Annotated in this window: 21 protein-coding genes; 10 read left to right on the plus strand and 11 right to left on the minus strand. The window is 67.1% G+C overall.

Annotation, left to right across the window (positions count from 1 at the left end; genetic code table 11):
- Positions 1-36 precede the first annotated feature (36 nt).
- The 3 genes from ABIE57_RS02475 to ABIE57_RS02485 form a co-directional block, all read right to left on the minus strand.
- Positions 37-1,152, minus strand: coding sequence for a site-specific DNA-methyltransferase (locus ABIE57_RS02475; RefSeq protein ID WP_354537414.1), 1,116 nt, complete (start codon positions 1,150-1,152; stop codon positions 37-39).
- A 100-nt stretch (positions 1,153-1,252) separates the two neighbouring features.
- Positions 1,253-1,876: a ribonuclease HII gene (gene rnhB, locus ABIE57_RS02480; protein ID WP_354537415.1), complete on the minus strand. Its 624-nt coding sequence runs from the start codon at positions 1,874-1,876 to the stop codon at positions 1,253-1,255.
- 1 nt (position 1,877) lies between these two features.
- Positions 1,878-5,333: a chromosome segregation SMC family protein gene (locus ABIE57_RS02485; protein ID WP_354537416.1), complete on the minus strand. Its 3,456-nt coding sequence runs from the start codon at positions 5,331-5,333 to the stop codon at positions 1,878-1,880.
- Between the two features lie 178 nt (positions 5,334-5,511).
- Here ABIE57_RS02485 and ABIE57_RS02490 point away from each other — a divergent pair, with 178 nt between their 5' ends.
- The gene (locus ABIE57_RS02490; protein WP_354537417.1) at positions 5,512-5,982 is read left to right on the plus strand and encodes a GNAT family N-acetyltransferase; all 471 of its coding nucleotides are present in this window, start codon (positions 5,512-5,514) and stop codon (positions 5,980-5,982) included.
- Here the strand turns inward: ABIE57_RS02490 and ABIE57_RS02495 are convergent.
- Both ABIE57_RS02495 and dnaE read right to left on the minus strand, forming a co-directional pair.
- Entirely contained in the window at positions 5,928-6,347 is a 420-nt protein-coding gene (locus tag ABIE57_RS02495; protein WP_354537418.1) for a hypothetical protein, read from the minus strand. The genes ABIE57_RS02490 and ABIE57_RS02495 overlap by 55 nt on opposite strands.
- Before the next feature lie 45 nt (positions 6,348-6,392).
- Complete coding sequence (gene dnaE / locus ABIE57_RS02500) at positions 6,393-9,893, minus strand: DNA polymerase III subunit alpha (protein WP_354537419.1); 3,501 nt, start codon at positions 9,891-9,893, stop codon at positions 6,393-6,395.
- A 134-nt stretch (positions 9,894-10,027) separates the two neighbouring features.
- Here dnaE and ABIE57_RS02505 point away from each other — a divergent pair, with 134 nt between their 5' ends.
- The 4 genes from ABIE57_RS02505 to ABIE57_RS02520 all read left to right on the plus strand — a co-directional run bounded on the left by ABIE57_RS02505 (position 10,028) and on the right by ABIE57_RS02520 (position 14,794).
- Entirely contained in the window at positions 10,028-11,545 is a 1,518-nt protein-coding gene (locus ABIE57_RS02505) for an ABC transporter ATP-binding protein (RefSeq protein WP_354537420.1), read from the plus strand.
- Positions 11,546-11,701: 156 nt separating this feature from the next.
- Positions 11,702-12,784, plus strand: coding sequence for an ABC transporter permease (locus ABIE57_RS02510; RefSeq protein ID WP_354537421.1), 1,083 nt, complete (start codon positions 11,702-11,704; stop codon positions 12,782-12,784).
- Complete coding sequence (locus ABIE57_RS02515; protein ID WP_354537422.1) at positions 12,784-13,698, plus strand: ABC transporter permease; 915 nt, start codon at positions 12,784-12,786, stop codon at positions 13,696-13,698. The genes ABIE57_RS02510 and ABIE57_RS02515 overlap by 1 nt, the downstream gene beginning before the upstream one ends.
- Before the next feature lie 22 nt (positions 13,699-13,720).
- A complete protein-coding gene (locus ABIE57_RS02520) occupies positions 13,721-14,794 on the plus strand; it encodes a BMP family ABC transporter substrate-binding protein (protein WP_354537423.1) in 1,074 nt (357 codons plus the stop codon).
- Positions 14,795-14,828: 34 nt separating this feature from the next.
- Here ABIE57_RS02520 and ade read toward each other — a convergent pair whose 3' ends face one another.
- Together ade and ABIE57_RS02530 are read right to left on the minus strand one after the other, a co-directional pair.
- Complete coding sequence (gene ade / locus ABIE57_RS02525) at positions 14,829-16,523, minus strand: adenine deaminase (RefSeq protein WP_354537424.1); 1,695 nt, start codon at positions 16,521-16,523, stop codon at positions 14,829-14,831.
- A gap of 206 nt (positions 16,524-16,729) precedes the next feature.
- Positions 16,730-17,023, minus strand: a complete 294-nt coding sequence (locus ABIE57_RS02530; protein WP_354537425.1) for an SCP2 sterol-binding domain-containing protein — start codon at positions 17,021-17,023, stop codon at positions 16,730-16,732.
- A gap of 160 nt (positions 17,024-17,183) precedes the next feature.
- On the opposite strand from ABIE57_RS02530, the gene dddP reads away from it, so the two are divergent.
- Positions 17,184-18,527 (plus strand): dimethylsulfonioproprionate lyase DddP, encoded by a 1,344-nt coding sequence (gene dddP / locus ABIE57_RS02535; RefSeq protein ID WP_354537426.1) that lies wholly within the window; start codon positions 17,184-17,186, stop codon positions 18,525-18,527.
- A 15-nt stretch (positions 18,528-18,542) separates the two neighbouring features.
- Here the strand turns inward: dddP and ABIE57_RS02540 are convergent, their stop codons facing one another.
- Positions 18,543-19,292: a GGDEF domain-containing protein gene (locus ABIE57_RS02540; protein WP_354537427.1), complete on the minus strand. Its 750-nt coding sequence runs from the start codon at positions 19,290-19,292 to the stop codon at positions 18,543-18,545.
- Positions 19,293-19,489: 197 nt separating this feature from the next.
- Between ABIE57_RS02540 and ABIE57_RS02545 the strand changes: the two genes are divergently transcribed.
- Positions 19,490-20,701 (plus strand): bifunctional alpha/beta hydrolase/OsmC family protein, encoded by a 1,212-nt coding sequence (locus ABIE57_RS02545; protein ID WP_354537428.1) that lies wholly within the window; start codon positions 19,490-19,492, stop codon positions 20,699-20,701.
- Between the two features lie 166 nt (positions 20,702-20,867).
- Here ABIE57_RS02545 and ABIE57_RS02550 read toward each other — a convergent pair whose 3' ends face one another.
- Both ABIE57_RS02550 and ABIE57_RS02555 read right to left on the minus strand, forming a co-directional pair.
- Positions 20,868-21,797 carry a DMT family transporter gene (locus ABIE57_RS02550; protein WP_354537429.1) on the minus strand — a complete coding sequence of 310 codons (930 nt, stop codon included), beginning with the start codon at positions 21,795-21,797 and terminating at the stop codon, positions 20,868-20,870.
- A complete protein-coding gene (locus ABIE57_RS02555; RefSeq protein WP_354537430.1) occupies positions 21,794-22,603 on the minus strand; it encodes an alpha/beta fold hydrolase in 810 nt (269 codons plus the stop codon). Before ABIE57_RS02555 ends, ABIE57_RS02550 begins: the two co-directional genes overlap by 4 nt.
- Before the next feature lie 189 nt (positions 22,604-22,792).
- Here ABIE57_RS02555 and mscL point away from each other — a divergent pair, with 189 nt between their 5' ends.
- Positions 22,793-23,215, plus strand: coding sequence for a large conductance mechanosensitive channel protein MscL (mscL, locus tag ABIE57_RS02560; RefSeq protein ID WP_354537431.1), 423 nt, complete (start codon positions 22,793-22,795; stop codon positions 23,213-23,215).
- Between the two features lie 21 nt (positions 23,216-23,236).
- On the opposite strand, the gene ubiG is transcribed toward mscL, so the two are convergent.
- A complete protein-coding gene (ubiG, locus tag ABIE57_RS02565) occupies positions 23,237-23,983 on the minus strand; it encodes a bifunctional 2-polyprenyl-6-hydroxyphenol methylase/3-demethylubiquinol 3-O-methyltransferase UbiG (RefSeq protein ID WP_354537432.1) in 747 nt (248 codons plus the stop codon).
- A gap of 49 nt (positions 23,984-24,032) precedes the next feature.
- On the opposite strand from ubiG, the gene pip reads away from it, so the two are divergent.
- A complete protein-coding gene (gene pip, locus ABIE57_RS02570) occupies positions 24,033-25,007 on the plus strand; it encodes a prolyl aminopeptidase (protein ID WP_354537433.1) in 975 nt (324 codons plus the stop codon).
- Between the two features lie 39 nt (positions 25,008-25,046).
- A complete protein-coding gene (gene zapE, locus ABIE57_RS02575) occupies positions 25,047-26,108 on the plus strand; it encodes a cell division protein ZapE (protein WP_354537434.1) in 1,062 nt (353 codons plus the stop codon).
- Positions 26,109-26,142 lie beyond the last annotated feature (34 nt).

Genomic DNA, 26,142 nt, shown 5'->3' on the forward strand with positions numbered 1-26,142 from the left:
GAAAGTCAGGCCCCGGACATCGGCGGTGTTTCCGGATCAGTTGGGCCGCTCGCCCATCTCCGAGCGGATCTGCTGGCGCAGCACGTCGATGGGCACGCTCTTGCCGTCGCGGCGAAAACACCAATAGGTCCAGCCGTTGCACGAGGGCGCACCCTCGAGATGCGCGCCGACCTGATGGATCGAGCCGTTGACGCCATCGGCCACGAGCGTGCCATCGGCGCGGACCTTGGCCGCCGCCTTGCCATTGACCGAGGTCAGCACCTCGCCGGGGCGCAGCATCCCGCGCTCGACCAGCGTGCCGAAGGGCACGCGCGGTTCCGACCGCTTCGAGGCGGACACCAAAAGCGCCTCGCGGTCATAGCGGCGCACAGCCGCCAGCCGCTTCTCGGCCACGGCGCGATAGGACGCCTCGCGCTCGATCCCGATATAATCGCGCCCCAGCATCTTGGCGACCGCGCCGGTGGTGCCGGTTCCGAAGAACGGATCGAGCACCACATCGCCCGGATTGGTCGTGCCCACGATCACCCGGTGCAACAGGCTCTCGGGCTTTTGCGTCGGATGCGCCTTGTCGCCCTGCGCGTCCTTCAGCCGTTCGTGCCCGGTGCAAATGGGCAGCACCCAGTCGCTGCGCATCTGCACCCCCTCGTTGAGCGATTTCAGTGCCTCGTAGTTGAAGGTGTATTTCGCCCCCTCCTCGCGGCTGGCCCAGATCAGCGTCTCATGCGCATTGGTCAGCCGCTTGCCGCGAAAGTTCGGCATCGGGTTGGCCTTGCGCCACACGACATCGTTGAGGATCCAGAACCCCGCATCCTGCAATGCGGCCCCCACGCGGTAGATATTGTGATAAGACCCGATCACCCAGAGCGCGCCATTGGGCTTGAGCAGCCGCCGCGCCGCCGCCAGCCAGTCACGCGTGAACCGGTCATAGGTGGCGAAACTGTCGAACCGGTCCCAGGCGTCATCCACCGCGTCCACCGCGCTGTTGTCGGGCCGGTGAAGATCGCCCTTGAGCTGAAGATTATAGGGGGGATCGGCAAAGATCAGGTCGATGCTGGCCTCGGGAAGGCCGTTCATCGCCTCGATGCAATCGCCGGAAAGGATCGTGTTGAGGGGGAGCGCGGGCGCGCCCTTGGGTCTCGTCATGATTGTCATTCTCTGCCTCTGTCCCGGCGCTTTGGCGCTCTGGTCGTTGGGTCAGAGAATGAGTCAAACCTGATTCGCGGTCAATTTCTTTTTTGAATCAGATGGTTAGTTATTTTTCTTGATACAAGATATTGTGGACGGGCCGGAACGAACGCCTATGATGGGGGGTCGCCCCCAAATCTAGGAGGGCCTGCTTATGCGCCTTTGACGGGTAACCGGCGTTCTTCTCCCAGCCATAGCCGGGACACTGTTGCGCCAAATCCCGCATCAGCGCATCGCGCACCTCCTTGGCCACGATCGAGGCCGCCGCGATCGAGAGGCAGAGCGCGTCGCCCTTCACGATTGCCCGCGCCGGAAGCATGAGGCTACGCGGGACAAGATTGCCGTCGATCAGCGCGAAATCCGCCGCCGGATCGAGGCCCGCGATGGCCCGCTCCATCGCCAGATGCGCGGCGCGCAGGATGTTGAGGCGGTCAACCTCCTCGACCGAGGCATGGGCGACCGATACCTCCGCCACGGCGCGGATCCGCGCGGCAAGCACGGCGCGCCGCGCCGCGCTCAACGCCTTGGAATCGTTCAGCCCCTCGGGAATGTTGTCAGGATCGAGGATCACCGCCGCCGCCGTCACCGGCCCCGCCAGCGGCCCGCGCCCGACCTCGTCCACACCGGCGATGCGAAGATGACCAAGCGCGCGCGCGGCCTGCTCGTGGCTGAAATCCGGCCCGCCCGCCACCTCAGGCGACCATTTGTTCGGCCTTGCGCAGATCGACCGAGACAAGCTGGCTCACCCCCTGCTCGGCCATGGTCACACCGAAAAGCCGGTCCATCCGGCTCATCGTCACGGCATGGTGGGTGATGATGAGGAACCGCGTCGCGGTGCGGCGGCACATCTCGTCCAGAAGGTCGCAGAACCGCGTCACGTTGGCATCGTCAAGCGGCGCGTCCACCTCATCCAGCACGCAGATCGGCGCGGGATTGGCCAGAAACACCGCGAAGATCAGCGCCAGCGCCGTCAGCGTCTGCTCGCCCCCCGACAAGAGGCTCAGCGTCGAGAGCTTCTTGCCCGGCGGCTGGCACAGGATCTCCAGCCCCGCCTCCAATGGATCGTCGCTCTCGACCAGCACCAGATTGGCCTCGCCGCCGCCGAAGAGATGGCGAAACAGCAGCGTGAAATTGGAATTGACCTGCTCGAACGCGGTCAAGAGCCGCTCGCGCCCCTCGCGGTTGAGGCTGGCAATCCCGTTGCGCAGCGTGCGGATCGCCTCTTCCAGATCGGTCTTTTCCTTGACCAGCGCGCTATGCTCGGCCTCGACCTCGCGGGCATCCTCCTCGGCGCGCAGGTTGACCGCGCCAAGCGCCTCGCGTTGCCGCCGGAGCCGCGCCACATCGGCCTCGATCGCCTCCGAGGCGGGCAGGGTGTCGGGATCGGCCCCAAGGCTTTCAAGCAGCGCGTCGGGTGTCATCTCGACCGCTTCGGAGATGCGTTCGGCGGCCAGATCGCGGGTCTCGCGGGCGGCCTCTGCCCGCGCCTCGGCGCGCGCCCGCGCCTCGCGCGCTTCTGATGCCAGCCGCTCGGCCTCGCGTTCGGTTACCGCCGCCTGCCGTGCCACGCCCTCGGCCGTCGAGAGAGCATCGGCGGCCGCCGCGCGCCGTGCTTCGGCGCGGGCGATTTCATCGGACAACTCCGCACGCTTGGCCGCGAGCAGGTCGGGCGCGTCGCGCGCCGCGCTCAACTCCGCTTCCGAGGCCGCCTTGCGTTCGGCCAGTTCCGCGCTGCGCTTTTCCGCCGTCTCCAGCCGGTGCCGCCAGCCGCTGACCTCCTTGGCGATTTCCTGCCGCCGCGCGGTGCGCCGCTCGCCCTCGCGGCGCAATTCCTCCGCCGCCGAGCGCCGCGTCATCATCGTCATGCGCGCGGCCTCGACGGTGATGCGGATATCTTCGAGCTCAGCCCGCGCCGCCGTCAGATCATCCAAACCCGTCAGAACCGCCTCGGACTCCGACAGCGCGGTGCGCGCGGCCATCGCCTCATCCTCGTGGCGGGTGACGGCAAGGCCAGAGGAGTCGAGCCGGGACGCGGCAAGGTTGCGGTCGGCCTCGGCCCGGCTCAGCGCACGGCTCGCGGCATTGACCGCCGCATCGGCCTCGCGGCGCGCGGCGCGGGCGGCGCGGTCGGCCTCGGTGCGGGCGCTCAGATCGGCGCGCAACGCCTCATGCGCGCGCGTCGCCCCGTCCGCCCGTGCGCTCGCGTCTTCAAGCTGCTGCTTGAGCGCCTCCAGCCGGTTGATCTGTTCGAGCCGCAGGGCGGCCGCGCTCGGCGCATCCTCGGCCCAGGCGCGGAACCCGTCCCAGCGCCACAGGTCGCCCGCGCGGCTCACCAGCCGCTGACCGGGTTTCAGGAGCGGTTGCAGCCGCGCGGCATCCTCCGGCTCGACAAGGCCGATCTGCGCCATGCGCCGCGCCAGCACCTCGGGCACCGAGACATGATTGCTCAGCGCCGTAACCCCCTCGGGCAGCGGCTGCGGCACACCATAGCCGGGCAGAAGCGCCCAGCCCGACGGCCCGTCCGCCGCCACCTCGGGCGCGCGCAGATCGTCGGCCAGCGCCGCGCCCAGCGCCTTTTCAAAGCCGTGCTGCACCTGAAGCCGGTCCATGATCTGCCCGCCTTCGGCGGTGTCGCGCTCGACAAGCCGCAACAGCGCGTTCGCCTCGGCGCGCAGCGCGCCCAGTTCGCCGTCGGCCTCGGATCGGGCGGCGCGCGCCTCGGCCTCGCGCGCGGCGGTCAAGCTGCGCGCCTCGTCCGCTGCCGCCAGCGCCGCCTCGGCGGCCTCTGCCGCCTCGTGCGCCTCGGTCTCGGCCCGCAATGCCCCGGCGTGATCCGCCTCGGCGCGCGTCAGCGCCTCCTGCGCCTGCGCGCGCGCGGCGCGGGCGCGTTCGGCCTCGGCCTCGCTGCGCGCCAGCGTCTTGCGGTGATCCTCGATCAGGCGCTGCGCCGATTGGTGCCGCGCCGAGAGCCGCGCCATGTCCTCGGTTACCTGGCCCAGATCGCTCTCGCGCTCTTGCAACACGCGCGCCGCATCGCGCGCCTCGTCCTGCGCCGCCGCCAGCCGCGCCTCGTGCCCTTCGGCCCCCTTGGCAAGCTCGCCCGCCTCCCAGTCAAGCCGCGCGATGGTGTCATGGGCATCGCGGTTGAGGCCCGCCTCGCGCTCCATGTCGCGCTCAAGCTGCGCGATGCGCGCGCTCAGCGTGGCGATGCGCTCGCGCGCGCCCGCCTCCTGCTGGGCCAATGTGTCACGCTGCACCGTCAGCCGTTGCAGGATCGCACCCGCGATGGCCTCTTCTTCGCGCTTGGCGGGCAGGGCATCGTCGGCGGCGACACGGGCGCGCGTGGCCTCTCGCGCAGCACCTTCGGCGCGCGAGGCATCGACCGTGCGGGCACGCAGCGCCTCGGCGGCCTGACTGCGCGCCTCTTCCGCCTCGCGCCAGCGCCGCCAGAGCAAGAGGCCCTCGGCCAGCCGCAAATCCTCGCCGATCTGGCGATAGCGTGCCGCCTGTTTCGCCTGCCGCGCAAGTTGCGCCAGTTGCGCCGCCATCTGCTCGACCACATCATCGACGCGGGTCAGGTTCGTCTCCGCGCCGCGCAGCTTCAGCTCCGCCTCATGCCGTCGCTGGTAGAGGCCGGAAATGCCCGCCGCCTCTTCCAGAATCCGCCGCCGCGCCTTGGGTCGCGCGTTGATCAGTTCCGATATCTGCCCTTGCCGCACCAGCGCGGGCGAATGCGCGCCCGTGGACGCATCGGCGAAAAGCATCTGCACATCGCGCGCGCGCACCTCCTTGCCGTTGACCTTGTAGGCACTGCCGACATCGCGGGTGATCCGGCGGGTGATCTCGAGATGGTCGGCCTCGTTGAACCCGGCCGGAGCCAGACGCTCGGAATTGTCGATGTGCATGACCACTTCGGCGAAATTGCGCGCAGGCCGCGTCGCCGCCCCGGCAAAGATCACGTCCTCCATGCCGTCGCCGCGCATGGCAGAGGCGCGGTTCTCGCCCATGACCCAGCGCAGCGCCTCCAGAAGGTTCGACTTGCCACAGCCATTGGGCCCCACAACCCCCGTCAGCCCGCCCGAGATGACAAGGTCGGTGGGATCGACGAAGCTCTTGAAGCCGGTCAGTCTGAGCTTGGTGAACTGCACGCGCGCGGGTCCGGGTTAGGTGATTCCGTTGACTCGTCAGAGTGCAGGGCGAGGGGCTGGGGTGTCAACACACAACCACAGCATATGGGCGGGATCGCGCCCTTATACACAGCATATTGCGGGGTTGTGCAAGCACACGGGTGGCCCTAGCCTGCCGCCACCCCGTCGGAAAGCCGCCATGACCCAGCCCGCCCTGACCGTGTCTCCAGCCGACCCGCACGACGCGGGGGCCACCGCGCTTTTGCACCGGTCCCATGCCCTGATGCGGGCGCTCTTCCCGCCCGAGGACAATTTCTTTCTCGATGTCAACGCGCTCGCCGCCCCCGACATCCGCTTTTTCGTGGCAAGGCGGGGCGCGGAGACGCTCGGCACCGGCGCACTTGCGCTGCGCGAGGGCTATGGCGAGGTGAAATCCATGTTCGTGGCCGAGGAGGCGCGCGGGCAGGGCGTCGCGGGCGCGCTGCTGACCCGGATCGAGGCCGAGGCGCGCGCACACGGCCTGCCCTGCCTGCGGCTCGAGACGGGCAATCTGCTCCTCGACGCGCAGCGGCTCTATGCCCGCCACGGCTTTGCCCTGCGCGGGCCGTTCGGTAATTACCCGGACGCGCCAAGTTCGCTTTTCATGGAAAAGCCGCTCGCCACCGGCTGACAGGCCATTTCGGTCAGCCGCCGCTGCGTGGGCACCGCGCGGCAGACATGGGGCCGCGCGACGCCACGATGGGCGCGCGCCTCTGCCGTGCAGATGAGCACCGCCTCGATCATCGCCTGATCGCCCCAGAGGCGGGGTGCGTCACAGCCGCTCAGCGCCGCGATGGCCGCCGCCGCGCGAGGGGCCACCGAACCCGTGCGCGGTGCCCATTCCCGGTTGATCCGGATCGCCTGCGCGTGCCGTCCCTTGATGCGGATATCGAACACGCTGCCGCCCACGCTCACCCGCTCGGGGGCCAACCCGCGAAAGGCGGGGCTTGGCACGTTGCAGGCAGCCACGAGAAGGAAAACGACAATCCAGCGCATCGCCCGACTGAGGCACAAACCCGGTTAACACCGGCTTAACCGCGTTCAGATTTCCTCGACCATGACCACGCCGGAGAGGCTTCGGATCGCGCCCTTGACCTGCGGGGTGACGGGAAACTCGGTGCCGCTGTCGATCTCCACCTCGCCGGGCAGGCCCGCGCCCAGAAGGCGGAAATGGATCGGGCCGGGGCGCGTGCCGCGCACGGCCCGCACCGCGCCGTTCAGCACCGCCGCGACCGAGGCAATCGCCTCGGCCTGATCGACAAAGATGCGCAGGCCCACGGCGCCCGCATCCTGCACCATCCCGTCCACCGGCATCACCGAGCGACAGAGCAGTTTGAGCTGTTCCGCCTCCATCGTCGCCTCGGCCTGAATCACCACCTGCGCGCCGGCTTCCAGATAGTCGCGCGACTTCTCCAGCACTTCGGAGAAGAGCGTGATCTCGTAGCCGCCGGTCGGGTCGCTCAGTTGCGCAAAGGCAAAGCGGTTGCCGCGCGCCGATTTGCGCTCCTGCCGACCGGCCACGACACCGGCCATCTTGACGATGCACGGCCCCTGCGCCGCCCGCGCCAGAACCTCGTCGAGCGCGCGCACGTCCTGCCGCCTGAGCACGGTCATGTAATCGTCGAGCGGATGACCCGAGAGGTAAAAGCCCACCGCCTTGAACTCCTCGGTCAGACGCTCGGCGGGCAGCCAGTCCTCGACGGGGGCCAGACGCGGCTCGGGCAGATCGTCCCCCGCCTCGCCGAAGAGCGAGACCTGATCGGATGCCTTCTGCTCATGGATCGCCGCCGAATAGCTCATCAGCGCCTCGATGCTCTCGAACACGCGGCGGCGATTGCGGTCGAGCACATCGAACGCCCCTGCCCGCGCCAGCATTTCCAGCGGGCGCTTGCCCACCCGCTTGAGATCGACGCGCCGCGCGACATCGTACAGCGTGGCAAAGGCGCTCTCGCCCCGCCCCTCGACAATGAGGCGCATCGCCTCGACACCGACATTCTTGAGCGCGCCGAGCGCATAGTGCAGCACACCCGCGCGCACCACGAAAACGGCCTCGGAGCGGTTCACGCAAGGCGGCGCCCAGGGCAGGCCCAGCCCCTTCTTCACCTCCTCGAAATAGACCGCCAGCTTGTCGGTGAGGTGAATGTCGCAATTCATCACGCCGGCCATGAACTCGACCGGGTGATTGGCCTTGAGCCACGCGGTCTGATAGCTCACCACCGCATAGGCCGCGGCGTGCGACTTGTTGAAGCCGTAATTGGCGAATTTCTCCAGCAGGTCAAAGACCTCGCGCGCCTTGCGCTTGTCCACGCCATTGGCCATGGCACCGGCCTCGAACTTGGGCCGCTCGGCGTCCATCGCCTCCTTGATCTTCTTGCCCATGGCGCGGCGCAACAGGTCCGCGCCGCCAAGGCTGTAGCCCGCCATGACCTGCGCGATCTGCATCACCTGTTCCTGATAGACGATGATGCCCTGGGTCTCTTCGAGGATATCGTCGATCAGCGGATGGATGCTTTCGATCTCGCGCAGCCCGTTCTTGACCTCGCAATAGGTCGGTATGTTCTCCATCGGTCCGGGCCGGTAGAGCGCGACAAGCGCCACGATATCCTCGATGCAGGTCGGGCGCATCCGTTTGAGTGCGTCCATCATGCCCGAGCTTTCCACCTGGAACACCGCGACCGTGCGCGCGCGGGCATACATCTCGTAGGTCTTTGCATCATCGAGCGGGATCTGCCCGATATCGTTCTCGGCCCCCGGCGCGGGCTGATAGATCGTGCTGCCGTCGGCGGCCATATGCAGGTCACGCCCCCCGGCGCGGATCTGCGCAATGGCGTTCTGAATGACGGTCAGCGTCTTGAGACCGAGAAAGTCGAACTTCACGAGCCCCGCCTGCTCCACCCATTTCATGTTGAATTGCGTCGCGGGCATGTCCGAGCGCGGATCGCGGTAGAGCGGCACCAGCTCATCGAGCGGGCGATCCCCGATCACCACGCCCGCGGCATGGGTCGAGGCGTTCCTGAGCAGCCCCTCGACCTGCTGGCCATAGTCCAGAAGCCGTTTGACCACCTCCTCGGCCTGCGCCGCGTCGCGCAGGCGCGGCTCGTCGGCCAAGGCCTTCTCGATGGAAACGGGCTTGACCCCTTCGACGGGGATCATCTTCGACAGCCGGTCCACCTGGCCGTAAGGCATCTGCAAGACCCGCCCCAGATCGCGCACCGCCGCCTTGGACAAAAGCGCGCCGAAGGTGATGATCTGCCCCACCCGGTCCTGGCCGTATTTCTCCTGCACATAGCGGATCACTTCCTCGCGGCGGTCCATGCAGAAATCGATGTCGAAATCGGGCATCGACACGCGCTCGGGGTTCAGGAACCGCTCGAAGAGCAGGCTGTAGCGCAGCGGGTCAAGGTCCGTGATGGTCAGCGCATAGGCCACGAGGCTGCCCGCGCCCGAGCCGCGCCCGGGACCCACGGGAATATCCTGCTCCTTGGCCCATTTGATGAAATCGGCGACGATCAGGAAATAGCCCGGAAAGCCCATCCCCTCGATGACCCCCAGCTCGAATTCGAGCCGTTTTTCATAGTCTTCCACCGGCGCGGCATGGGGGATGACAGAGAGCCGCGCCGCCAGCCCCTCGCGCGCCTGACGGCGCAATTCGTCCACCTCGTCATCGGCGAAGCGCGGCAGGATCGGATCGCGCTTATACGCACCGAAGGCACAGCGCCGCGCGATCTCGACCGTGTTTTCCAGCGCCTCGGGCAGGTCGGCGAAAAGCGCGGCCATCTCCTCCTGGCTTTTGAAATAATGCTGCGGCGTGAGGCGGCGGCGCGGCGCGCTCTGGTCGACATAGGCCCCCTCGGCCACGCACAAGAGCGCATCATGCGCCTCATACATGCGCGCCTCGGGGAAATGGACATCGTTGGTGGCGACAAGCGGCAGGTCCATGGCATAGGCCATCTCGATCAGGCCCCGCTCGCTCAGCCGCTCCGCCTCCGGCGCGCCGCCCTCGCCGGGATGGCGCTGCACCTCCACGTAAAGACGGTCGCCGAACGCCGCCTTGAGCCGCGCCATGAGCGCTTCCGCCGCCGGACGCTGCCCGCCCTGCAAGAGCCGCCCCACCGGGCCATCGGGGCCGCCCGTCAGGCAGATCACCCCCTCGGCATGGGTGGCAAGCTCTTCCGCCGTCACATGCGGCAGGCTGCCATCGCCGCGCAGGTAGAGGCGGGAATTGAGCTTCATCAGGTTGCCGTAACCCGCCTCGTTCTGCGCCAGCAGGACCACCGGCGCAGGCGGCTTGGCGCGCTCGCCCGGTGCCGCCTCCTGATAGGCCAGATCGACCTGACAGCCCATGATCGGCTGCACGCCCGCACCCTGCGCCGCGACGGAAAATTCCAATGCGGCGAACATGTTGTTGGTGTCGGTGACGGCGACGGCGGGCATCCCCGCCTTTTCGCAAAGACCCGGCAGTTTCTTGAGCCGCACCGCCCCTTCGAGGAGCGAATATTCGGTATGCACCCGGAGGTGAATGAATCGGGGGTTGCCGGACATATGGGCAGACTAGCCGCAGCCTTGCGGGAACGAAAGCCTGCCTGCACCACAATCCATTGCCGAACCCCCAAAGGCTGGTCTAGGGTCTGCCAAACACAGGGAGCGGCCCCGCCAAGGGGCGGGGACAGACGCGCGTGACCACGCCTTTGCTCAGCATCAATGGCCTCACCAAGGCCTATCCGGGTGTCATCGCCAATGACGCGGTGTCCTTCGATATCCGCGCAGGCGAGGTGCACGCGCTTCTGGGCGAGAACGGGGCGGGCAAATCCACTCTGGTCAAGATGATCTACGGGCTGGTGAAGCCCGACAGCGGCACGATGTCCTTGCGCGGCGCGCCCTATGCGCCCGCCAATCCTTCGGCGGCGCGGGCGGCGGGGGTGGCGATGGTGTTCCAGCATTTCTCGCTCTTCGACGCGCTCAGCGTGGCCGAGAACGTGGCGCTCGGCATGGAAGCGCCACCGCCGATGCGCACCCTTGCCGCGCGTATCCGCGCAGTGTCGCAGACCTACGGGCTGCCGCTCGATCCCGCGCGCCTCACCGGCGATCTGTCGGCGGGCGAACGGCAGCGGGTCGAGATCATCCGCTGCCTGCTGCAAGACCCGCGTCTTCTGATCATGGACGAGCCCACCTCGGTCCTGACCCCGCAGGAGGTGGAGATCCTCTTTGCCACCCTGCGCAAACTGACAGCCGAGGGGGTCGCGATCCTCTACATCTCGCACAAGCTCGAGGAAATCCGCACGCTCTGCGACGCCGCCACCATCCTGCGCCATGGTCGCAATGTCGGCACCTGCGTGCCGCAGGAGACCTCGGCGCGCGAGATGGCCGAGGCGATGGTGGGCGCAAGTTTCGCCGCGCCGCGCCGCGCCGGGCAGAGCACGGGCGAGATCGCACTGGAGGTGACCGCGCTCTCGCTGCCTGCCCCCTCGGCCTTCGGCACCGCGCTGCGCGACGTCTCCTTCACCCTGCGGCAGGGCGAGATCCTCGGCATCGGCGGGGTGGCAGGCAACGGCCAGGACGAGGTTCTGGCCGCGCTCTCGGGCGAACGGCTGACCGATCCGGACACGATCCGGCTTGACGGCGCGCCCGTCGGGCGGCTTGGTCCCAACGCGCGTCGGGCGCGGGGCCTGCTCGCGGCACCCGAGGAACGCCTCGGCCACGCCGCCGCCCCGGACATGAGCCTGACGGAAAACGCCTTGCTCAGCGCCGCCACGCGCGAGGGGCTCACACGCCACGGCTTTATCCGCTGGGGGGCGGCGCGCGCCTTTGCCGCCCGCGTGATCGCGGACTTCGATGTGCGCACGCCGGGGCCGGAAACGGCGGCGCGGGCGCTGTCGGGGGGCAACCTCCAGAAATTCGTGATCGGGCGCGAGGTGCTGCAACGCCCCCGCGTGCTGGTGGTCAATCAGCCCACCTGGGGCGTCGATGCCGCCGCCGCCGCTGCCATCCGTCAGGCATTGATCGACCTCGCGGTGCAAGGGGCTGCGATCCTGTGCATCAGCCAGGATCTCGACGAACTTCTGGAAATCACCGACCGCTTTGCCGCGCTCAACGAGGGGCGCCTGTCGGAGGCGCGGCCCACCGCCAGCCTGAGCCTCGACGAGATCGGCCTGATGATGGGCGGCGCGCATGGCATGGAGGTGGCGCGTGTCTGAGCTCTTGCACAAAGAGACCGGGGCCTCCGGCGGGGATATTTGCCGCCAGAAGAAACGCCATGCCCGCGCCCGGATTCTTCTGGCCCGAAATATCCCGGGGGAGGCGCCCGCAGGGCGACGGGGGCAGCGCCCCCCTGCGACGACGAGGCCCGCGCCATGCTGAGGCTGGAGAAACGCCCGCAGCCCTCGCGGCTCTGGACCTTCGCCACCCCGCCGCTGGCGGTGCTGATCACCATGATCGCGGGCGGCGCACTTTTTGCCGCGCTGGGCAAGGACCCGGTCGAGGCCATCGCCACGATCTTCTGGCAGCCGCTCTTCGGCGAGTTCTCGTTCTATTACCGCCCGCAACTCCTGATCAAGGCCGCCCCCCTCATCCTCATCGCCATCGGTCTCAGCCTCGGGTTTCGGGCGGGCATCTGGAATATCGGCGCTGAAGGGCAATACATCGTCGGCGCGCTGGCGGGCGCGGGCGTGGCGCTGGCTTTTTATCCGTATGAAAGCGCGCTGATTTTTCCCCTGATGGTGCTGGCGGGCGCGCTCGGCGGCTGGGCCTGGGCGATGATCCCGGCCCTGCTCAAGCTGCGCTTTGGCACCAACGAAATCCTCGTGTCGTTGATGCTCGTCTACGTGGCCGAACAATTGCTGGCCGCCATGGCGCTCGGGCTGATGAAAAACCCCGAGGGGCGCGGCTTTCCCGGTTCGCGCAACCTGCGCCAATACGATAGCGCCCATAATGCCGAGTTGATCGCCGGAACGGGGATGCATTGGGGGGTGGCCGCGGCGCTTATCGCGGTGATCGCGGCCTATATCCTGCTCTCGCGTCACAGCCTTGGCTTTCACATCCGCCTGGCCGGGCAGGCCCCGCGCGCGGCGCGCTTTGCAGGTGTGCGCCCCGGTCGGCTGGTGGTGTTCTGCCTTGGCACCGCGGGGGCGTTCGCGGGGCTGGCGGGCATGTTCGAAGTGGCAGGCCCCGCAGGCCAGATCAGCATTGATTTCAACGTGGGCTATGGCTTTACCGCGATCATCGTGGCCTTTCTGGGCCGCTTGCACCCGGTGGGGATCGCGCTGGCGGGCCTTCTGATGGCGCTTACCTATATCGGTGGCGAAATGGCGCAATCGACGCTGGGCCTGCCCGCTGCCGCGATCCAGCTTTTCCAGGGGATGCTCTTGTTTTTCCTGCTGGCGGTGGACCTGCTGACGAATTACCGCATCCGTGTGCACAAGAGGGAGGCGGCGTGATGGGCGCGATCGACCCGTCCCTTTTGTTGGCAGCGATCATCGTGGCGGCGACGCCCATTCTGCTCGCCGCGCTTGGCGAGTTGGTGGTGGAGCGCGCGGGCGTGCTCAATCTCGGCGTCGAGGGGATGATGATCACCGGCGCGATCTGCGGCTTTGCCGTGGCGGTCAATTCCGGCTCGCCGCTGATGGGCTTCGTGGCGGCGGCGGCGGGCGGCGCGGTGTTGGCGCTGCTGTTCACGGCGCTCACGCAACTGGCGCTGGCCAACCAGGTGGCGAGCGGTCTGGCGCTGACGCTCTTCGGGTTGGGGCTGTCGTCGCTTCTGGGGCAGGGCTATCAGGGCATCAAGCCGCCGCCAGTGCCCCGGCTCGATTTCGGGCCGCTCAGCGACCTGCCCTTTCTGGGGCGGGTGCTCTTTTCCCACGATCTGATGGTCTATCTGGCGCTGGCGCTGGTCGCGGTGGTCTGGGCGGTGCTGAAATATACCCGCGCCGGGCTGATCCTGCGCGCGGTGGGCGAGAACCACGACGCCGCCCATGCGCTTGGCTATCGCGTGGTGCGGGTGCGGGTGCTGGCGATCCTCTTCGGCGGGGCCTGCGCGGGGCTGGGCGGGGCCTATATCAGCCTCATCCGCGTGCCGCAATGGACGGAGGGCATGACCTCGGGCGCGGGCTGGATCGCGCTGGCGCTGGTGGTGTTCGCGTCGTGGAAGGCGGGCCGCGTGCTGCTGGGGGCGTGGCTCTTCGGCGGGGTCACGGTGTTGCAGCTCAACCTTCAGGCGGCGGGGCTTGCCATCCCGGTCGAATATCTTTCGATGTCGCCCTACTTGATCACCATCCTCGTGCTGGTCATCATGGCGCGCGACAAATCCCGCGCGCCCGCATCCTTGGGCCGCGTCTTTCACGCCTCGCAATAATATCACAACAGGGAGACCCAGAATGAACCTCAGACATCTGTTGACCACAGCCACGCTTGCGCTCGGCCTTGCGACCGGGGCGGTCGCGCAGGACAAGACCAAGGTGGGCTTTATCTATGTCGGCCCCATCGGCGATGGCGGCTGGACCTACGAGCACGACAAGGGCCGCCTCGCCGTCGAGGCGCATTTCGGCGACCGGGTCGAAACCGTCTACCAGGAGAGCGTGCCCGAGGGCGCCGATGCCGAACGCGCGATCACGCAGATGGCTCTTCAGGGGGCAGACCTGATCTTTACCACCTCGTTCGGTTTCATGGAGCCGACGCTGGCTGCGGCCGCGAAATTCCCCAATGTGAAATTCGAGCACGCCACCGGCTACAAGACCGCGCCCAATGTCAGCACCTATTCGGCGCGGTTCTACGAGGGGCGCGCGGTGCAGGGCCATATCGCGGGCAAGATGACCAAATCCAACATCATCGGCTATATCGCCTCCTACCCCATCCCCGAGGTCATTCGCGGCATCAACTCGGCCTATATCCACGCGAAAAAGGCCAACCCCGATGTCGAGTTCAAGATCATCTGGGCCTACACGTGGTTCGATCCGGCGAAAGAGGCCGACGCCGCGCAGGCGCTGATCGAGCAGGGCGCGGATGTGATCCTGCAACATACCGATTCGACCGCCCCGCAGGCCGCCGCTGAGAAGGCCGGCAATGTCGTGACCTTCGGGCAGGCCTCGGACATGGCCGAATACGCGCCCTTCCCGCGCGTCTCCTCGATCATCGACAACTGGGCCCCCTACTATATCGCCCGCACCCAGGCGGTGATCGACGGCACCTGGGAGACGACCGAGACCTGGGACGGGATCGGCCCCGGCATGGTCGGCATCGGCGAGATATCCGATGCCGTGCCCGCCGAGGTGAAAGCCGAGGCGCTGGCATTGAAAGACGCCATGGCGAGCGGCGCGTATCACCCCTTCACCGGCCCGCTCAACAAACAGGATGGCAGCGTCTGGCTCGCCGAGGGCGAAGTGGCCGATGACGGCACGCTTCTGGGCATGGATTTCTATGTCGAGGGGATCACCGGGCAGATCCCGAATTGAGGCATCAGCCCCGCCGTGTCATGCGCGGCGGGGGCTACCCGATCAACTCGAACCGCGCCACATCGACCAGCCCCCGGTCGGTGATCTTGAGCGCGGGAATCACCGGCAGCGCGAGAAAGGCCAGTTGCAGGAATGGCTCGCGCAGCGTGACGCCCAGCGACACCGCGGCCGCGCGCAGGTCCACCAGCCGGTCGCGCACCTCCTCAAACGGCGCGAGGCTCATCAGCCCCGCCACCGGCAGCGGCAATTCCGCCAGCACCGCACCGTCCCGCACCACCACGAAACCGCCCTCGATCTCTGACAGGCGATTGGCCGCCAGCGCCATGTCGGCGTAATCGACGCCGACGCAGGCGATGTTGTGGTGATCGTGACAGACGGTCGAGGCTATCGCCCCCGCCTGCAACCCGAAGCCACGCACAAAGCCGTTGGCGATGTTGCCGTTCTTGCCATGCCGCTCGATCACGGTGATGCGCGCCAGATCGCGGGCCGGGTCCGGCCGCTTGTCGCCATCGCTGATCGGCACATCCTCGTGCAGATGCGCGGTGAGGATCTTGCCCTCGAGAATGCCGATCACATCCGTCGCCTCGCGGTTGCCCGCCGCCCGGAACGCCTCTGCGGTCACGCGCGGCGCGCGCACCGAGTGCCGCCCCACCGGGGCCACGTCCCCGCGCGCGGCAAAAGCCGCCGCATCCGCTACCACGCCGCCGCAGATCACCCGCCGCACGTCGCAGGCCGCAAGCGACCCCACGGCCACGATATCCGCCCGCCGCCCCGGCGCAATGAGCCCCCGGTCGCGCAGCCCGAACGCCTCCGCGCCCGACAAGGACGCCGCGCGATAGGCGGCCAGCGGGCTTGCACCACGCGCGATGAGCGCCCGGATCATGTGGTCGAGATGCCCCTCCTCGGCGATATCGAGCGGATTGCGGTCATCGGTGCACAGGCACATGTAGGGTGCCGTCACCTCCGTGAGCAGACCGCTCAGCGCATCCAGATCCTTGCTGACCGAGCCCTCCCGGATCAGCACGCGCATCCCCTTTTGCAGCTTCTCGCGCGCCTCGGCTTCGGTGGTCGCCTCATGTTCCGTCCGGATGCCGGCCGCGCAATAGGCGTTGAGATCGCGCCCCGAAAGCTGCGGACAATGGCCGTCCACATGCCCCCCCTCGAAGAGCCGCAGCTTGGCCATCATGCCGGGATCGCGGTGGATCACACCGGGATAGTTCATCACCTCCGCCAGCCCGATACCCGACGGATGCCCCATCAGGGCGCGCAGATCCTCGGCCCCGATCGCCGCGCCGGAGGTTTCCATATCCGTCGAGGGCACGCAGGACGATAGCTGCACCCGCAGATCCATCACCGTCCGCGTGCTTGCCTCCTGAAAATAGCGGATGCCGTCCACGCCCAGCACATTGGCAATCTCGTGCGGGTCACAGATCGCCGTGGTCACGCCATGGGGCGTCACGCAGCGGTCAAACTCCAGCGGCGTGACCAATGAGCTTTCCACATGCAGATGCGTGTCGATGAAACCCGGCACAAGGATGAGGCCCGCCACGTCGATCACGCGCAGACCGTCATAGTCCGCGCCGATGCCCACGATCGTGTCGTCGCAAATCGCCACATCCCCCGCGATCATCGCCCCGGTGACAAGGTCAAAGACCGTGCCGCCGCGCAACACCAGATCGGCGGGCACGTCGCCCCGCGCTTGCGCGATCCGTTCTTCCAGCCCGGCCATGTGTCACCTCTTGCCTCTTCGGCGATAGTGTCGCGTGTGCAGGGCAGAAGGGCAAGCCTTGCGCGTCCCCGTCTCGGCAAACCGAAACAGGCGCGATCCGCGCGCGGTCAGAGTGGCCGCCGCCTTGAAACGATATCGCGTCCCGGTGCCGGACGGGCGCGACCTCAAGCGGCGCGGATGATGGCAAGGGCCGGTGTTGCGACGGATCAGCCCGCCGTCAGGATGCCCGATACCTTGAGCGCGCGCTGCACGTTGCCCTCGACCTTGAGCTTGCCGGACATGTAGGCCATCACCGGGTTCTGTTCGCCCGCAAGGATCGCGCGGAACACCTCGTCGCGCGCGCTCAGCACCACATCGGCGGGGCCGTCCCCGGCCTCTGCGCCTGCCTCGGTCAGAAGAACGCTGCCGTGACCCGCGATGTCGAGCCGCGCCACCCCCTTGATGCGCCCGCGCGCGAGCGGGGTGAGGCGCGTCACATAGTCCTCGATGATGGTGGTCATGGTCCTCTCCCTTCGGGTCTCGGCCGCGATCATCTCCGCGCCGCGCCGCGGCACAAGCGCGACCCTGCGTCACCTGCGCCGAAAACGACCCCGCGCCATGTCGCAACCGAGGGTGCGGGCCGCGCGCGACCGTCCGACCATGGCCGGGGGAGGCCCTGTCATGAACACCCCTTACCGCGATACGCGCAAGATCGACCCGACCTGCGGCCCGCGCCGGGGCGACAACACGCCTGACGATCCCGACCGGGTCGAGATCGGGCCGACGCGGCTGGCCTATGACGAATGGGCGGCGGCAGGACTGGAGTTGCCCGATTTGCAGGCGATGCGCCGGCACCGCTGGGCGCGGCTGACGGCGGCGGTTGTGGCGCGCGACTATGCCGGCCTCCTGCTCTTTGATCCGCTCAACATCCGCTATGCCACCGATTCGACCAACATGCAGCTTTGGAACACGCACAACCCGTTTCGCGCGCTGCTCCTGTGCGCCGACGGGCATATGGTGCTCTGGGATTACAAGAACGCGCCGTTTCTTTCGTCCTTCAACCCGCTCGTGGCCGAGGTGCGCTCGGGCGCGGATCTTTTCTATTTCGACCGGGGCGACAAGGTGGATGTGGCCGCCGATGTCTTTGCCCGCGAGGTTGCCGCGCTCTTGGCCGAGCATAGCCCCGGCAACCGGCGGCTGGCGGTGGACAAGGTGATGCTGCACGGGCTGCGCGCGCTCGAGGCGCAGGGGCTCATGATCATGGAGGGCGAGGAGGTCACCGAAAAGACCCGCGCCGTCAAGGGTCCCGACGAGATCCGGGCGATGCGCTGCGCGGTCCATGCCTGCGAGGCCGCCGTGCGCGTGATGGAGGATTTTGCCCGCGCGACTGTCGGCGACGGCAGGACCTGCGAAGACGATATCTGGGCCGTGCTCCATGCCGAGAACATCCGGCGCGGCGGCGAATGGATCGAGACGCGGCTGCTGGCCTCGGGGCCGCGCACCAATCCGTGGTTTCAGGAATGCGGGCCGCGCGTGGTGAAGATGAACGAGATCGTGGCCTTCGATACCGACCTGATCGGCAGCTACGGGATCTGCGTCGATATCAGCCGGACATGGTGGATCGGCGATGCCGCCCCCCGGCCCGACATGGTCGCGGCAATGCAGCACGCACATGAGCATATCATGGCGAATATGGACCTGCTCCGCCCCGGTATCGGCATCCCGGAGCTGAGCGCCAACTGTCACCGACTGGCCGAAAAATTCCAGGCGCAGAAATATGGCTGCATGATGCATGGTGTGGGTCTGTGCGACGAGTGGCCACTGGTGGCCTATCCCGACATGGCCGTGCCGGGGGCGTTCGATTACGTGCTCGAGCCGGGCATGGTGCTCTGTGTCGAGGCGCTGGTGGGCGAGGTCGGCGGCGATTTCTCGATCAAGCTGGAGGATCAGGTCCTCATCACCGAAACAGGATACGAGAACCTGACGCGCTACCCGTTCGATCAGGTGTTGATGGGCCGGGGTTGATGGTGGCTGATCCTCTTATTCCGCCGCCGTGCCCATCGGGATCGCCGCGCCGTCCTGCGCGGGATCGAACATGAAGGCCCGGTCGCGCCCCGCATGCTTGGCGCGGTAAAGGGCGCGGTCGGCCTGCTGGATGGCACTGTCCATGTCGCCGCCGGGCGGCAGGGTGGCGACCCCGAAACTCGCCGTCAGGCGCAGCGTATGCTCGCCGAAGAAGATCGGGCTGGCGCGCACCCGCGCGGCCAGCCGTTCGGCAACGGCAAGCCCCTCATCGGCCCCGGCCCCCATGATGACGATGACGAATTCCTCACCGCCGAAGCGCGCGACAAGATCGGCGGCACGGCAATTGGCGGTCAGCATGGCCGCGAACTGTCGCAGCGCCTGATCGCCCGCGAAATGACCATAGCGGTCGTTGAACCCCTTGAAATTGTCGATATCGGTGACGATCACGGCACAGGTGCCGCCGTTCATTGCCCCGGCCCGCTGATAAAAGCTGAGCCTTGTGTGAACCCCGGTCAGCATGTCGTGATGCAGCGCATGTTCGAGCCGGTCACCCAGGCGGGCCACCTCGCGCATCCGCTGGCCCACGAACCACGCGATCGGGGCCGCGAGCACAAGCGCCATGGCCGATCCGGGCAAAAGCGTCCGCGTCGCCAGATCCATCGGCAACACGGTAAAGCGCAACCCGATGCTGCCCAGAAGAACGATCCCCGAGATCACCGCCGTAAAGCGCCAGACATCGGCACCCGTGCGCACCTGCCAGGACATGACCCGCCCTTTCCTGTTCCCCGCTCACAGGATGGCCGAAGCAGGTTAACAGCGGGTGGTGCGCCGCCCGCGAAATGCGAAGTATTTGAAGCGAATCCCCGGCATCCCTCACCATCGCGTGACCTTCGGGGGCCAAGGGTGGCGGACGCGGGGCGGGCTGCTTACTCTCCCGGACGACAAGCGACAAAGGATGCGCAATGCCCACCGAACGCCTGACCTTCACCGGCCATGACGGCCACGAACTTGCGGCCCGTCTCGACCTGCCCGAGGGGCCGCATCTGGCAACGGCGCTTTTCGCGCATTGCTTTACCTGCTCCAAGGACATCCCCGCCGCGCGGCGCATCGCGGCGCGGCTCGCGGGGGCGGGCATTGCCGTGCTGCGCTTTGACTTCACCGGGCTGGGCCATTCTGGGGGCGAGTTCGAGAACACGTCCTTTACCTCGAACGTGCAGGATCTGGAGCGCGCCGCCGAGGCACTTTCGGCGCGCGGCATGGCCCCCGGCTTGCTTGTCGGACACAGCCTTGGCGGCGCGGCGGCGCTGGCGGCGGCGGGACGAATCAAGAGCGTGCGCGCGGTCGTCACCATCGGCGCGCCCTTCGATCCCGGCCATGTCACCCATAATTTCGCAGGCGCGCTTGAGCGGATCGAAGAGGAGGGCGCGGCCGAGGTGACGCTTGGCGGGCGGCCCATCCGCATTGGCCGGGATTTCGTCCGCGATGTGCAGGCCGAGACCCTGCGCGACAAGATCGCGGGGCTGGGCCGCGCCCTTCTGGTGATGCACGCGCCGCGCGACGCAACCGTCGGCGTCGAGAACGCCGCCGAGATCTTCAAGGCCGCGAAACACCCCAAGAGCTTTGTCACCCTCGACGATGCCGACCACCTCATCACCGATGCCGGTGACGCCGAATACGCAGCAAAGGTGATCGCAGCCTGGGCCACGCGGTATCTCGACCTTGCGCCGCCCGCCCCTCCGCCCGGCGCACCCGAAGGGATCGTTCGGGTGAGCGAGGCCGACGCGCAGGGTTTCTTGCAGGACGTGAACGCGGGCCCCTCGCATCACATGCTGGCCGATGAACCTGCGGCCTATGGCGGCACCGATCGCGGCATGTCGCCCTACGGGTTTCTCGCCGCGGGGCTGGGGGCCTGCACCTCGATGACCATCCGCATGTATGCGCGGCGCAAGGACTGGCCGCTTGCCCATGTCAGCGTCGATATCTGCCACCACAAGGTTCATGCGCAGGACGCCGACAGCCGCGCCGAGGCCAAGGTGGACCGTTTCGTGCGCACCATCCGGCTTGAGGGCGACCTGAGCGAGGAACAGCGCGCGCGCCTGATGGAGATCGCCGACCGCTGCCCGGTCCACCGCACGCTGGAGCAAAGCGCGGTGATCGAGACGCGGGCGGCCTGAGACAAGGCGTTTTGCGCGCGTGCTGACGGGGTGAATAGCCTGTTTCTGTCGTTGACGTCTTGCCTTCGCGCGGAACAAAGGCGCGGAACGCGCCGCCGCGCATCGTTCCCCTTCAGCCCAAGAGCGGCCCAGTGCACAGCACAGGGCAGCTTGTGTCACGCGACGATCAGGACCGCCCGAGCGCGCGCAGGCGTGGCCAGTAAAGCTCGACCACCACGCAGGCGGTGACGAGCACGATGGCCAGCACCTGCAACAGCGTCGGGTAGGAGCCGAGGATCAGGATCGCCAGCGCCGCCGCGATGATCGGCTTGAGAAAGAAGAGATAGGAGGCGCGGGTGATGTCGGGTGCCGCCGACAGCCCGCCGAACCACATGAGTTGCGTGATCGTGGTGTTCCAGAGCGCGAGCACCACCAGCGACCAGGCCGCAAGTGCCGGTTTCTCGACGATGCTGAGGGGGTTGACCCATGTCCCCCAGGCCGCGCCCACCAGAAACCACAGGCCGATGCCGCCGATCATCATCGTGAGCGCGATGATCTTGAGCCCGCCGTGGCGCCCCATCACCGGCTTGATCAGCACCGCGTAAAACGAGCCGAGCGCGGCGCAGCCCATGGCCAGAAGCACGCCCGGCAGCGTGCCCGCCTCGCCCGCCAGCGCGGCCAGCGCGCCATCGGTCAGCAATACCGCAATGCCCAGCACCGCAAGCAGGCCGGTGATCATCTTGACCGTGCCGGGATGCACGCCGTTCACCACCCAGTTGGCGATGCCGACAAAGATCGGGATCGTGGTGGTGACCGTGGCCACCTGAATGACGGTCGCGTAATCGAGCGCCCAGTGAAAGAAGAGATAGGTGACGGTGACGCCCATCAGCGACAGCCAGACGATATTGAGCCCCTCCTTGCGCAGCGGCGTGATCAGGTCGCGGCTGTCCCGGCCCCAGAGCGCCCAGAGGATGAGGCCGAAGCCGCCCAGCAGGTAACGCCAGACGCTTGTTTCCGGCCCTGCCACGCCCGAAAGCTTGGCGAAAAACTCGCTGCTTGCATGCCCCGCGACGCCGATCATCACCGCCGGATAGGCCCATTTCTCGGGGATGTTCATTGGCAGGTCTCCGCGCCGAAGCGCGCAAGGCTTGCGGCCAGCCGGTCGGGCGCTTCCTGTGGTAGCAGGTGGCCCGCCTCGGCCCAGTCCTCGCGCCGTGCATCGGGCAGGGTGGCGTAGAGCCGGTCCACCACCTCGCGGTCCAGAAAGACGCGGTCCTGAAGCCCGGTGATGACCAGAACCGGCAGGGTGAGGGTGCTGTAATCGAGCGCCCAGTCGGCATGGGCGGCGTTGCGCATCAGGTTCATGTGGCCATGCTCGGGTGGCAGCGGCGCATAGCCGCCCTTGAGAAAATTGCCCCGCGCCTTCGCGGCGAAATCGCCGTTGACCAGCAGCGGAAAGAGCGCGTCAAGAAAGAGCGACACGCCACCATGTTCGACGATTTGCGCCATGGCGGTATTGACCCAGTCGATGCGCGGCCCGATCTCGCGCAACGTGTTGAGCAGCACGAGACCCTGCACCTGCGCACCGTTCAGCACCGCGCGCGCGGCGTAAAGCCCGCCGATGGAGAGGCCCACAAGGATGGGCCGCGCGGGGGAAACCTCGGCCAGCAACCGCTCCAGATCCGCGACGATCACCCTTTCGGTCAGCGCCAGCGCCGGATCGAAGGGCGAGTCCGCCTGCCCGCGAAAATTGTAGCTCAGCGTGCCGAAGCCCTGCGCGCGCAGCGCGGGCGCTACCGCCGCTTCCCAGGCATCGGTGGACCCCGTCAGCGCGTTGACGAAAACGAAGGTGGCGGCCCCATCCCGCGACGGCCCATGGTGAAGGTAGAAAAGCGCGTCGGTCTCGGTCAGGGGAAGGTGCATGGCGATCTCCGTCAGGGCGTCCGTGCGCACGCTAGGCGAGGGTCGGGGCGCGTGCAAGAGGGTGAGCGCGGCGCGATCTTTCCCCTGCCCGCGCGGCAAGATTTTTCGCTGGCCCTTGTGTGACATATGCTAAACACGCGCCGTGGGTGGACGAAGTCACCCGGTATCAGTGTCACAAGAGGGACGGACATGATTCAGGAATTCAAGGCATTCATCGCCAAGGGCAATGTCATGGACATGGCCGTGGGCATCATCATCGGCGCGGCGTTCACCGCGATTGTCGGCTCGATGGTGTCCGATCTCATCAACCCGATCATCAGCCTGTTTCTTGGCGGCATTGATTTCTCGGGCCTTTATATCGTTCTCGGCTCGGGCGATTATGCCTCCATCACCGCCGCCGAAGAGGCGGGTGCCGCCGTCTTTGCCTATGGCCGCTTCATCATGGCGGTGATCAATTTCCTCATCATCGCCTGGGTGGTGTTCATCCTGGTCAAGCTGGTCAACCGTGCGAAGGACGTGGCGTCCAAGCCCAAGGAAGCGGCCCCGGCAGAAGACCCCGGCCCGAGCGAGCTTGATATCCTCATGGAAATCCGCGACGCGCTCAAGAAGTAGGGCGCACGCCTGACGGGCGGCTCAGGCCGCCCGCAGGCTGGCGGTGACATAATTCACGCTCATGTCGCGCGCGGACAGGCGCCATTGCCAGGTGATCGGGTTGAAGACGAACCCCTTGCGGTCCACCGGGTCGAGACCGGCCTTGGCGAGAAGCCCGTAAAGCTCGTCCGGCGTGATGAATTTCGACCAGTCATGCGTCCCCTTGGGCAGCCAGCGCATGACATATTCCGCACCGACAATGGCCATGGCAAAGCTTTTCGGATTGCGGTTGATCGTCGAGCAGACATGCAGCCCGCCGGGCTTGAGAAGATCGTGGCAGGCGCGCAGATAGGTCAGCGGGTCGGCGACATGCTCGACCACCTCCATGTTGAGCACCACGTCGAACCGCTCACCCGCTGCGGCCATGTCCTCGGCGGTGGTGTGGCGGTAGTCGATGGCAAGGCCCGATTGTTCGGCATGGAGTTGCGCCACGGGGATGTTGCGCGGCGCGGCATCGGCACCCACCACCGTCGCGCCAAGCCGCGCCATCGGCTCGCTCAGCAGGCCACCGCCGCAGCCGATATCGAGCAGGCGCAGCCCGTCAAAGGGCCGCGCGGTGCCGAGGTCGCGGTCGAACTCGGCGGCGATCTGCGATGTGATATAGTCGAGCCTGCAAGGGTTGAGCATGTGCAGCGGCTTGAACTTGCCGTTCGGGTCCCACCATTCTGCGGCCATCGCCTCGAATTTGGCGACCTCGGCGGGATCGATTGTGCTCTGCGCGACTTGCATTCCGGTCTCCCTGTGGCTCAATTGGTGACGGGCGATATATAGGACATCCATGGACAAAGTCTCGGGCCATAAAAGCGCAGTGCAATATCTGCACCCCCCCGTCGAGCCCTTCGAGCGGCGGATGCTCGATGTGGGCGACGGCCATTCGATCTATGTCGAACAGTCGGGGCGGCGCGACGGCCTGCCGGTGGTGGTGCTGCATGGCGGGCCGGGGGGCGGATCAAGCCCGGCGATGCGGCGCTATTTCGACCCCGAGGTGTATCGGATCGTGCTTTTCGATCAACGCGGTTGTGGTCGATCCAAGCCCCATGCCAGCGTCGAGGCCAACACGACATGGCATCTGGTGGCCGATATCGAGCGCATCCGCGAGGCGCTCGGGCTCGAAAGCTGGTTCGTCTTCGGCGGAAGCTGGGGCGCGACGCTGGCGCTGATTTATGCCCAGACCCATCCCGACCGCGCGCGCCACCTGATCCTGCGCGGCGTCTTTACCATGACCGAGGCCGAGCTTCAGTGGTTCTATGGCGGGGGGGCTGCGGCCTTCTGGCCCGAGACATGGGCGCGGTTCATAACCCTCATCCCCGAGGTCGAGCGCGGCGACATGATTGGCGCCTATCACAAGCGGCTCTTTTCCGGTGACATGGCGCAGGAGATCACCCATGCCAAGGCGTGGTCGGCGTGGGAAAACGCACTGGCCACCGTCCATTCCACCGGGGTGGGCGGCGACAGTCCCGCCGATTACGCGCGTGCCTTCGCCCGGCTGGAGAATCACTATTTCCTCAATCGCGGCTTTCTCGATCAGGACGGGCATATCCATGCCAACATGGGCCGCATCGCCCATATCCCCGGCACCATCGTGCAGGGACGCTATGACATGATCTGCCCGCCCGCCGCCGCGCACCGGCTGGCCGCGCTCTGGCCTGCCTGCGATCTGCGGATGGTGCCGCTCGCCGGTCACGCCCTCTCGGAGCCGGGGATCAGCGCCGAGCTTGTGGGCGTCATGCGGCGGCTCGCGGAACGCGGCTGAGCATTGCCGCCCAAGAGGCATCGCGGTATGCGAACGCTCATGGAAACGCTTCCCGATCTCTATGCCCGGCTTGTCGCCGAGGGCAAGCTCACGCCCGATCCGGCGCAAGAGGCCCTCCTGCCCGAGTTCGAACGCATCCGCGCCGCCCTTGCCGAGACCCCGCCCAAGGGATGGTTCCGCCGCGCGCCAGACCCGCCCAAGGGACTTTACATCTGGGGCGGCGTGGGGCGCGGCAAGTCGATGCTGATGGATCTCTTTGTCGATACGCTGGACGTGCCCAACCGGCGGGTGCATTTCCACGCCTTCATGCAGGAGATACACGCGGGCCTTCACGCCGCGCGCGCGCGGGGCGAGGCCGACGCGCTGGCCCCGGTGGCGGCCGAAGTGGCGAAATCCGTTCGCCTGCTGGCCTTCGACGAGATGCAGATTACCGACATCACCGATGCGATGATCGTGGGGCGGCTCTTCGAGGCGCTTTTCGCCGCCGGGGTGGTGGTGGTGACCACATCCAACCGCGTGCCCGACGATCTTTACAAAAACGGGTTGAACCGGCAGCTTTTCCTGCCTTTCATCGCGCTGCTGAAAGATCGGATGGTCGTGCATGAAATGGTCAGCGCCACCGATTACCGCCAGAATCGGCTGGCGGGCGCGCAGACATGGTTCACCCCGCTCACGTCCGCGAATCGGGCCGTGATCGAAACCATCTGGCAGGACATGACCGGCGGTCAGGCCGTGCCCCACGAGATCATCGTCAAGGGGCGCGCAGTGGAGATCCCCGCCTTTCACAACGGTGTTGCGCGCGCCGCGTTCTATGATCTGTGCGGCCGCCCGCTTGGCCCTGCCGATTATCTCGCGCTCGCACAGTCGGTTCGCCTGCTGGTCCTGGAGAACATCCCCCAACTGGGCCGAACGAATTTCAACGAGGCGAAACGTTTCGTTACCCTCATCGACGCGCTTTACGAGGCGCGCGTGCGGCTGATTTGCTCGGCGGCGGCGGACCCGGAGTTTCTCTATATCGAGGGCGAAGGCTCTTTCGAGTTCGAGCGCACCGCCAGCCGGTTGCGCGAAATGCAGTCAGACGGCTGGGGCGCGCCCGCGTGAAATCGGCGCTTGCAAAGCCCGGAACGGGGGCCTA

It is taken from the genome of Roseovarius sp. MBR-6 (assembly GCF_040547525.1).
In the GTDB taxonomy this organism is placed as follows: domain Bacteria; phylum Pseudomonadota; class Alphaproteobacteria; order Rhodobacterales; family Rhodobacteraceae; genus Roseovarius.

Coding starts and splice junctions, on each gene's coding strand:
- ABIE57_RS02475 (WP_354537414.1), bottom strand. CDS start 1,152: ATGACAATCATGACGAGACCCAAGGGCGCGCCCGCGCTCCCCCTCAAC.
- ABIE57_RS02490 (WP_354537417.1), top strand. CDS start 5,512: ATGACCCAGCCCGCCCTGACCGTGTCTCCAGCCGACCCGCACGACGCG.
- ABIE57_RS02495 (WP_354537418.1), bottom strand. CDS start 6,347: ATGCGCTGGATTGTCGTTTTCCTTCTCGTGGCTGCCTGCAACGTGCCA.
- dnaE (WP_354537419.1), bottom strand. CDS start 9,893: ATGTCCGGCAACCCCCGATTCATTCACCTCCGGGTGCATACCGAATAT.
- ABIE57_RS02510 (WP_354537421.1), top strand. CDS start 11,702: ATGCTGAGGCTGGAGAAACGCCCGCAGCCCTCGCGGCTCTGGACCTTC.
- ABIE57_RS02515 (WP_354537422.1), top strand. CDS start 12,784: ATGGGCGCGATCGACCCGTCCCTTTTGTTGGCAGCGATCATCGTGGCG.
- ABIE57_RS02520 (WP_354537423.1), top strand. CDS start 13,721: ATGAACCTCAGACATCTGTTGACCACAGCCACGCTTGCGCTCGGCCTT.
- ade (WP_354537424.1), bottom strand. CDS start 16,523: ATGGCCGGGCTGGAAGAACGGATCGCGCAAGCGCGGGGCGACGTGCCC.
- ABIE57_RS02530 (WP_354537425.1), bottom strand. CDS start 17,023: ATGACCACCATCATCGAGGACTATGTGACGCGCCTCACCCCGCTCGCG.
- dddP (WP_354537426.1), top strand. CDS start 17,184: ATGAACACCCCTTACCGCGATACGCGCAAGATCGACCCGACCTGCGGC.
- ABIE57_RS02540 (WP_354537427.1), bottom strand. CDS start 19,292: ATGTCCTGGCAGGTGCGCACGGGTGCCGATGTCTGGCGCTTTACGGCG.
- ABIE57_RS02545 (WP_354537428.1), top strand. CDS start 19,490: ATGCCCACCGAACGCCTGACCTTCACCGGCCATGACGGCCACGAACTT.
- ABIE57_RS02550 (WP_354537429.1), bottom strand. CDS start 21,797: ATGAACATCCCCGAGAAATGGGCCTATCCGGCGGTGATGATCGGCGTC.
- ABIE57_RS02555 (WP_354537430.1), bottom strand. CDS start 22,603: ATGCACCTTCCCCTGACCGAGACCGACGCGCTTTTCTACCTTCACCAT.
- mscL (WP_354537431.1), top strand. CDS start 22,793: ATGATTCAGGAATTCAAGGCATTCATCGCCAAGGGCAATGTCATGGAC.
- ubiG (WP_354537432.1), bottom strand. CDS start 23,983: ATGCAAGTCGCGCAGAGCACAATCGATCCCGCCGAGGTCGCCAAATTC.
- pip (WP_354537433.1), top strand. CDS start 24,033: ATGGACAAAGTCTCGGGCCATAAAAGCGCAGTGCAATATCTGCACCCC.
- zapE (WP_354537434.1), top strand. CDS start 25,047: ATGGAAACGCTTCCCGATCTCTATGCCCGGCTTGTCGCCGAGGGCAAG.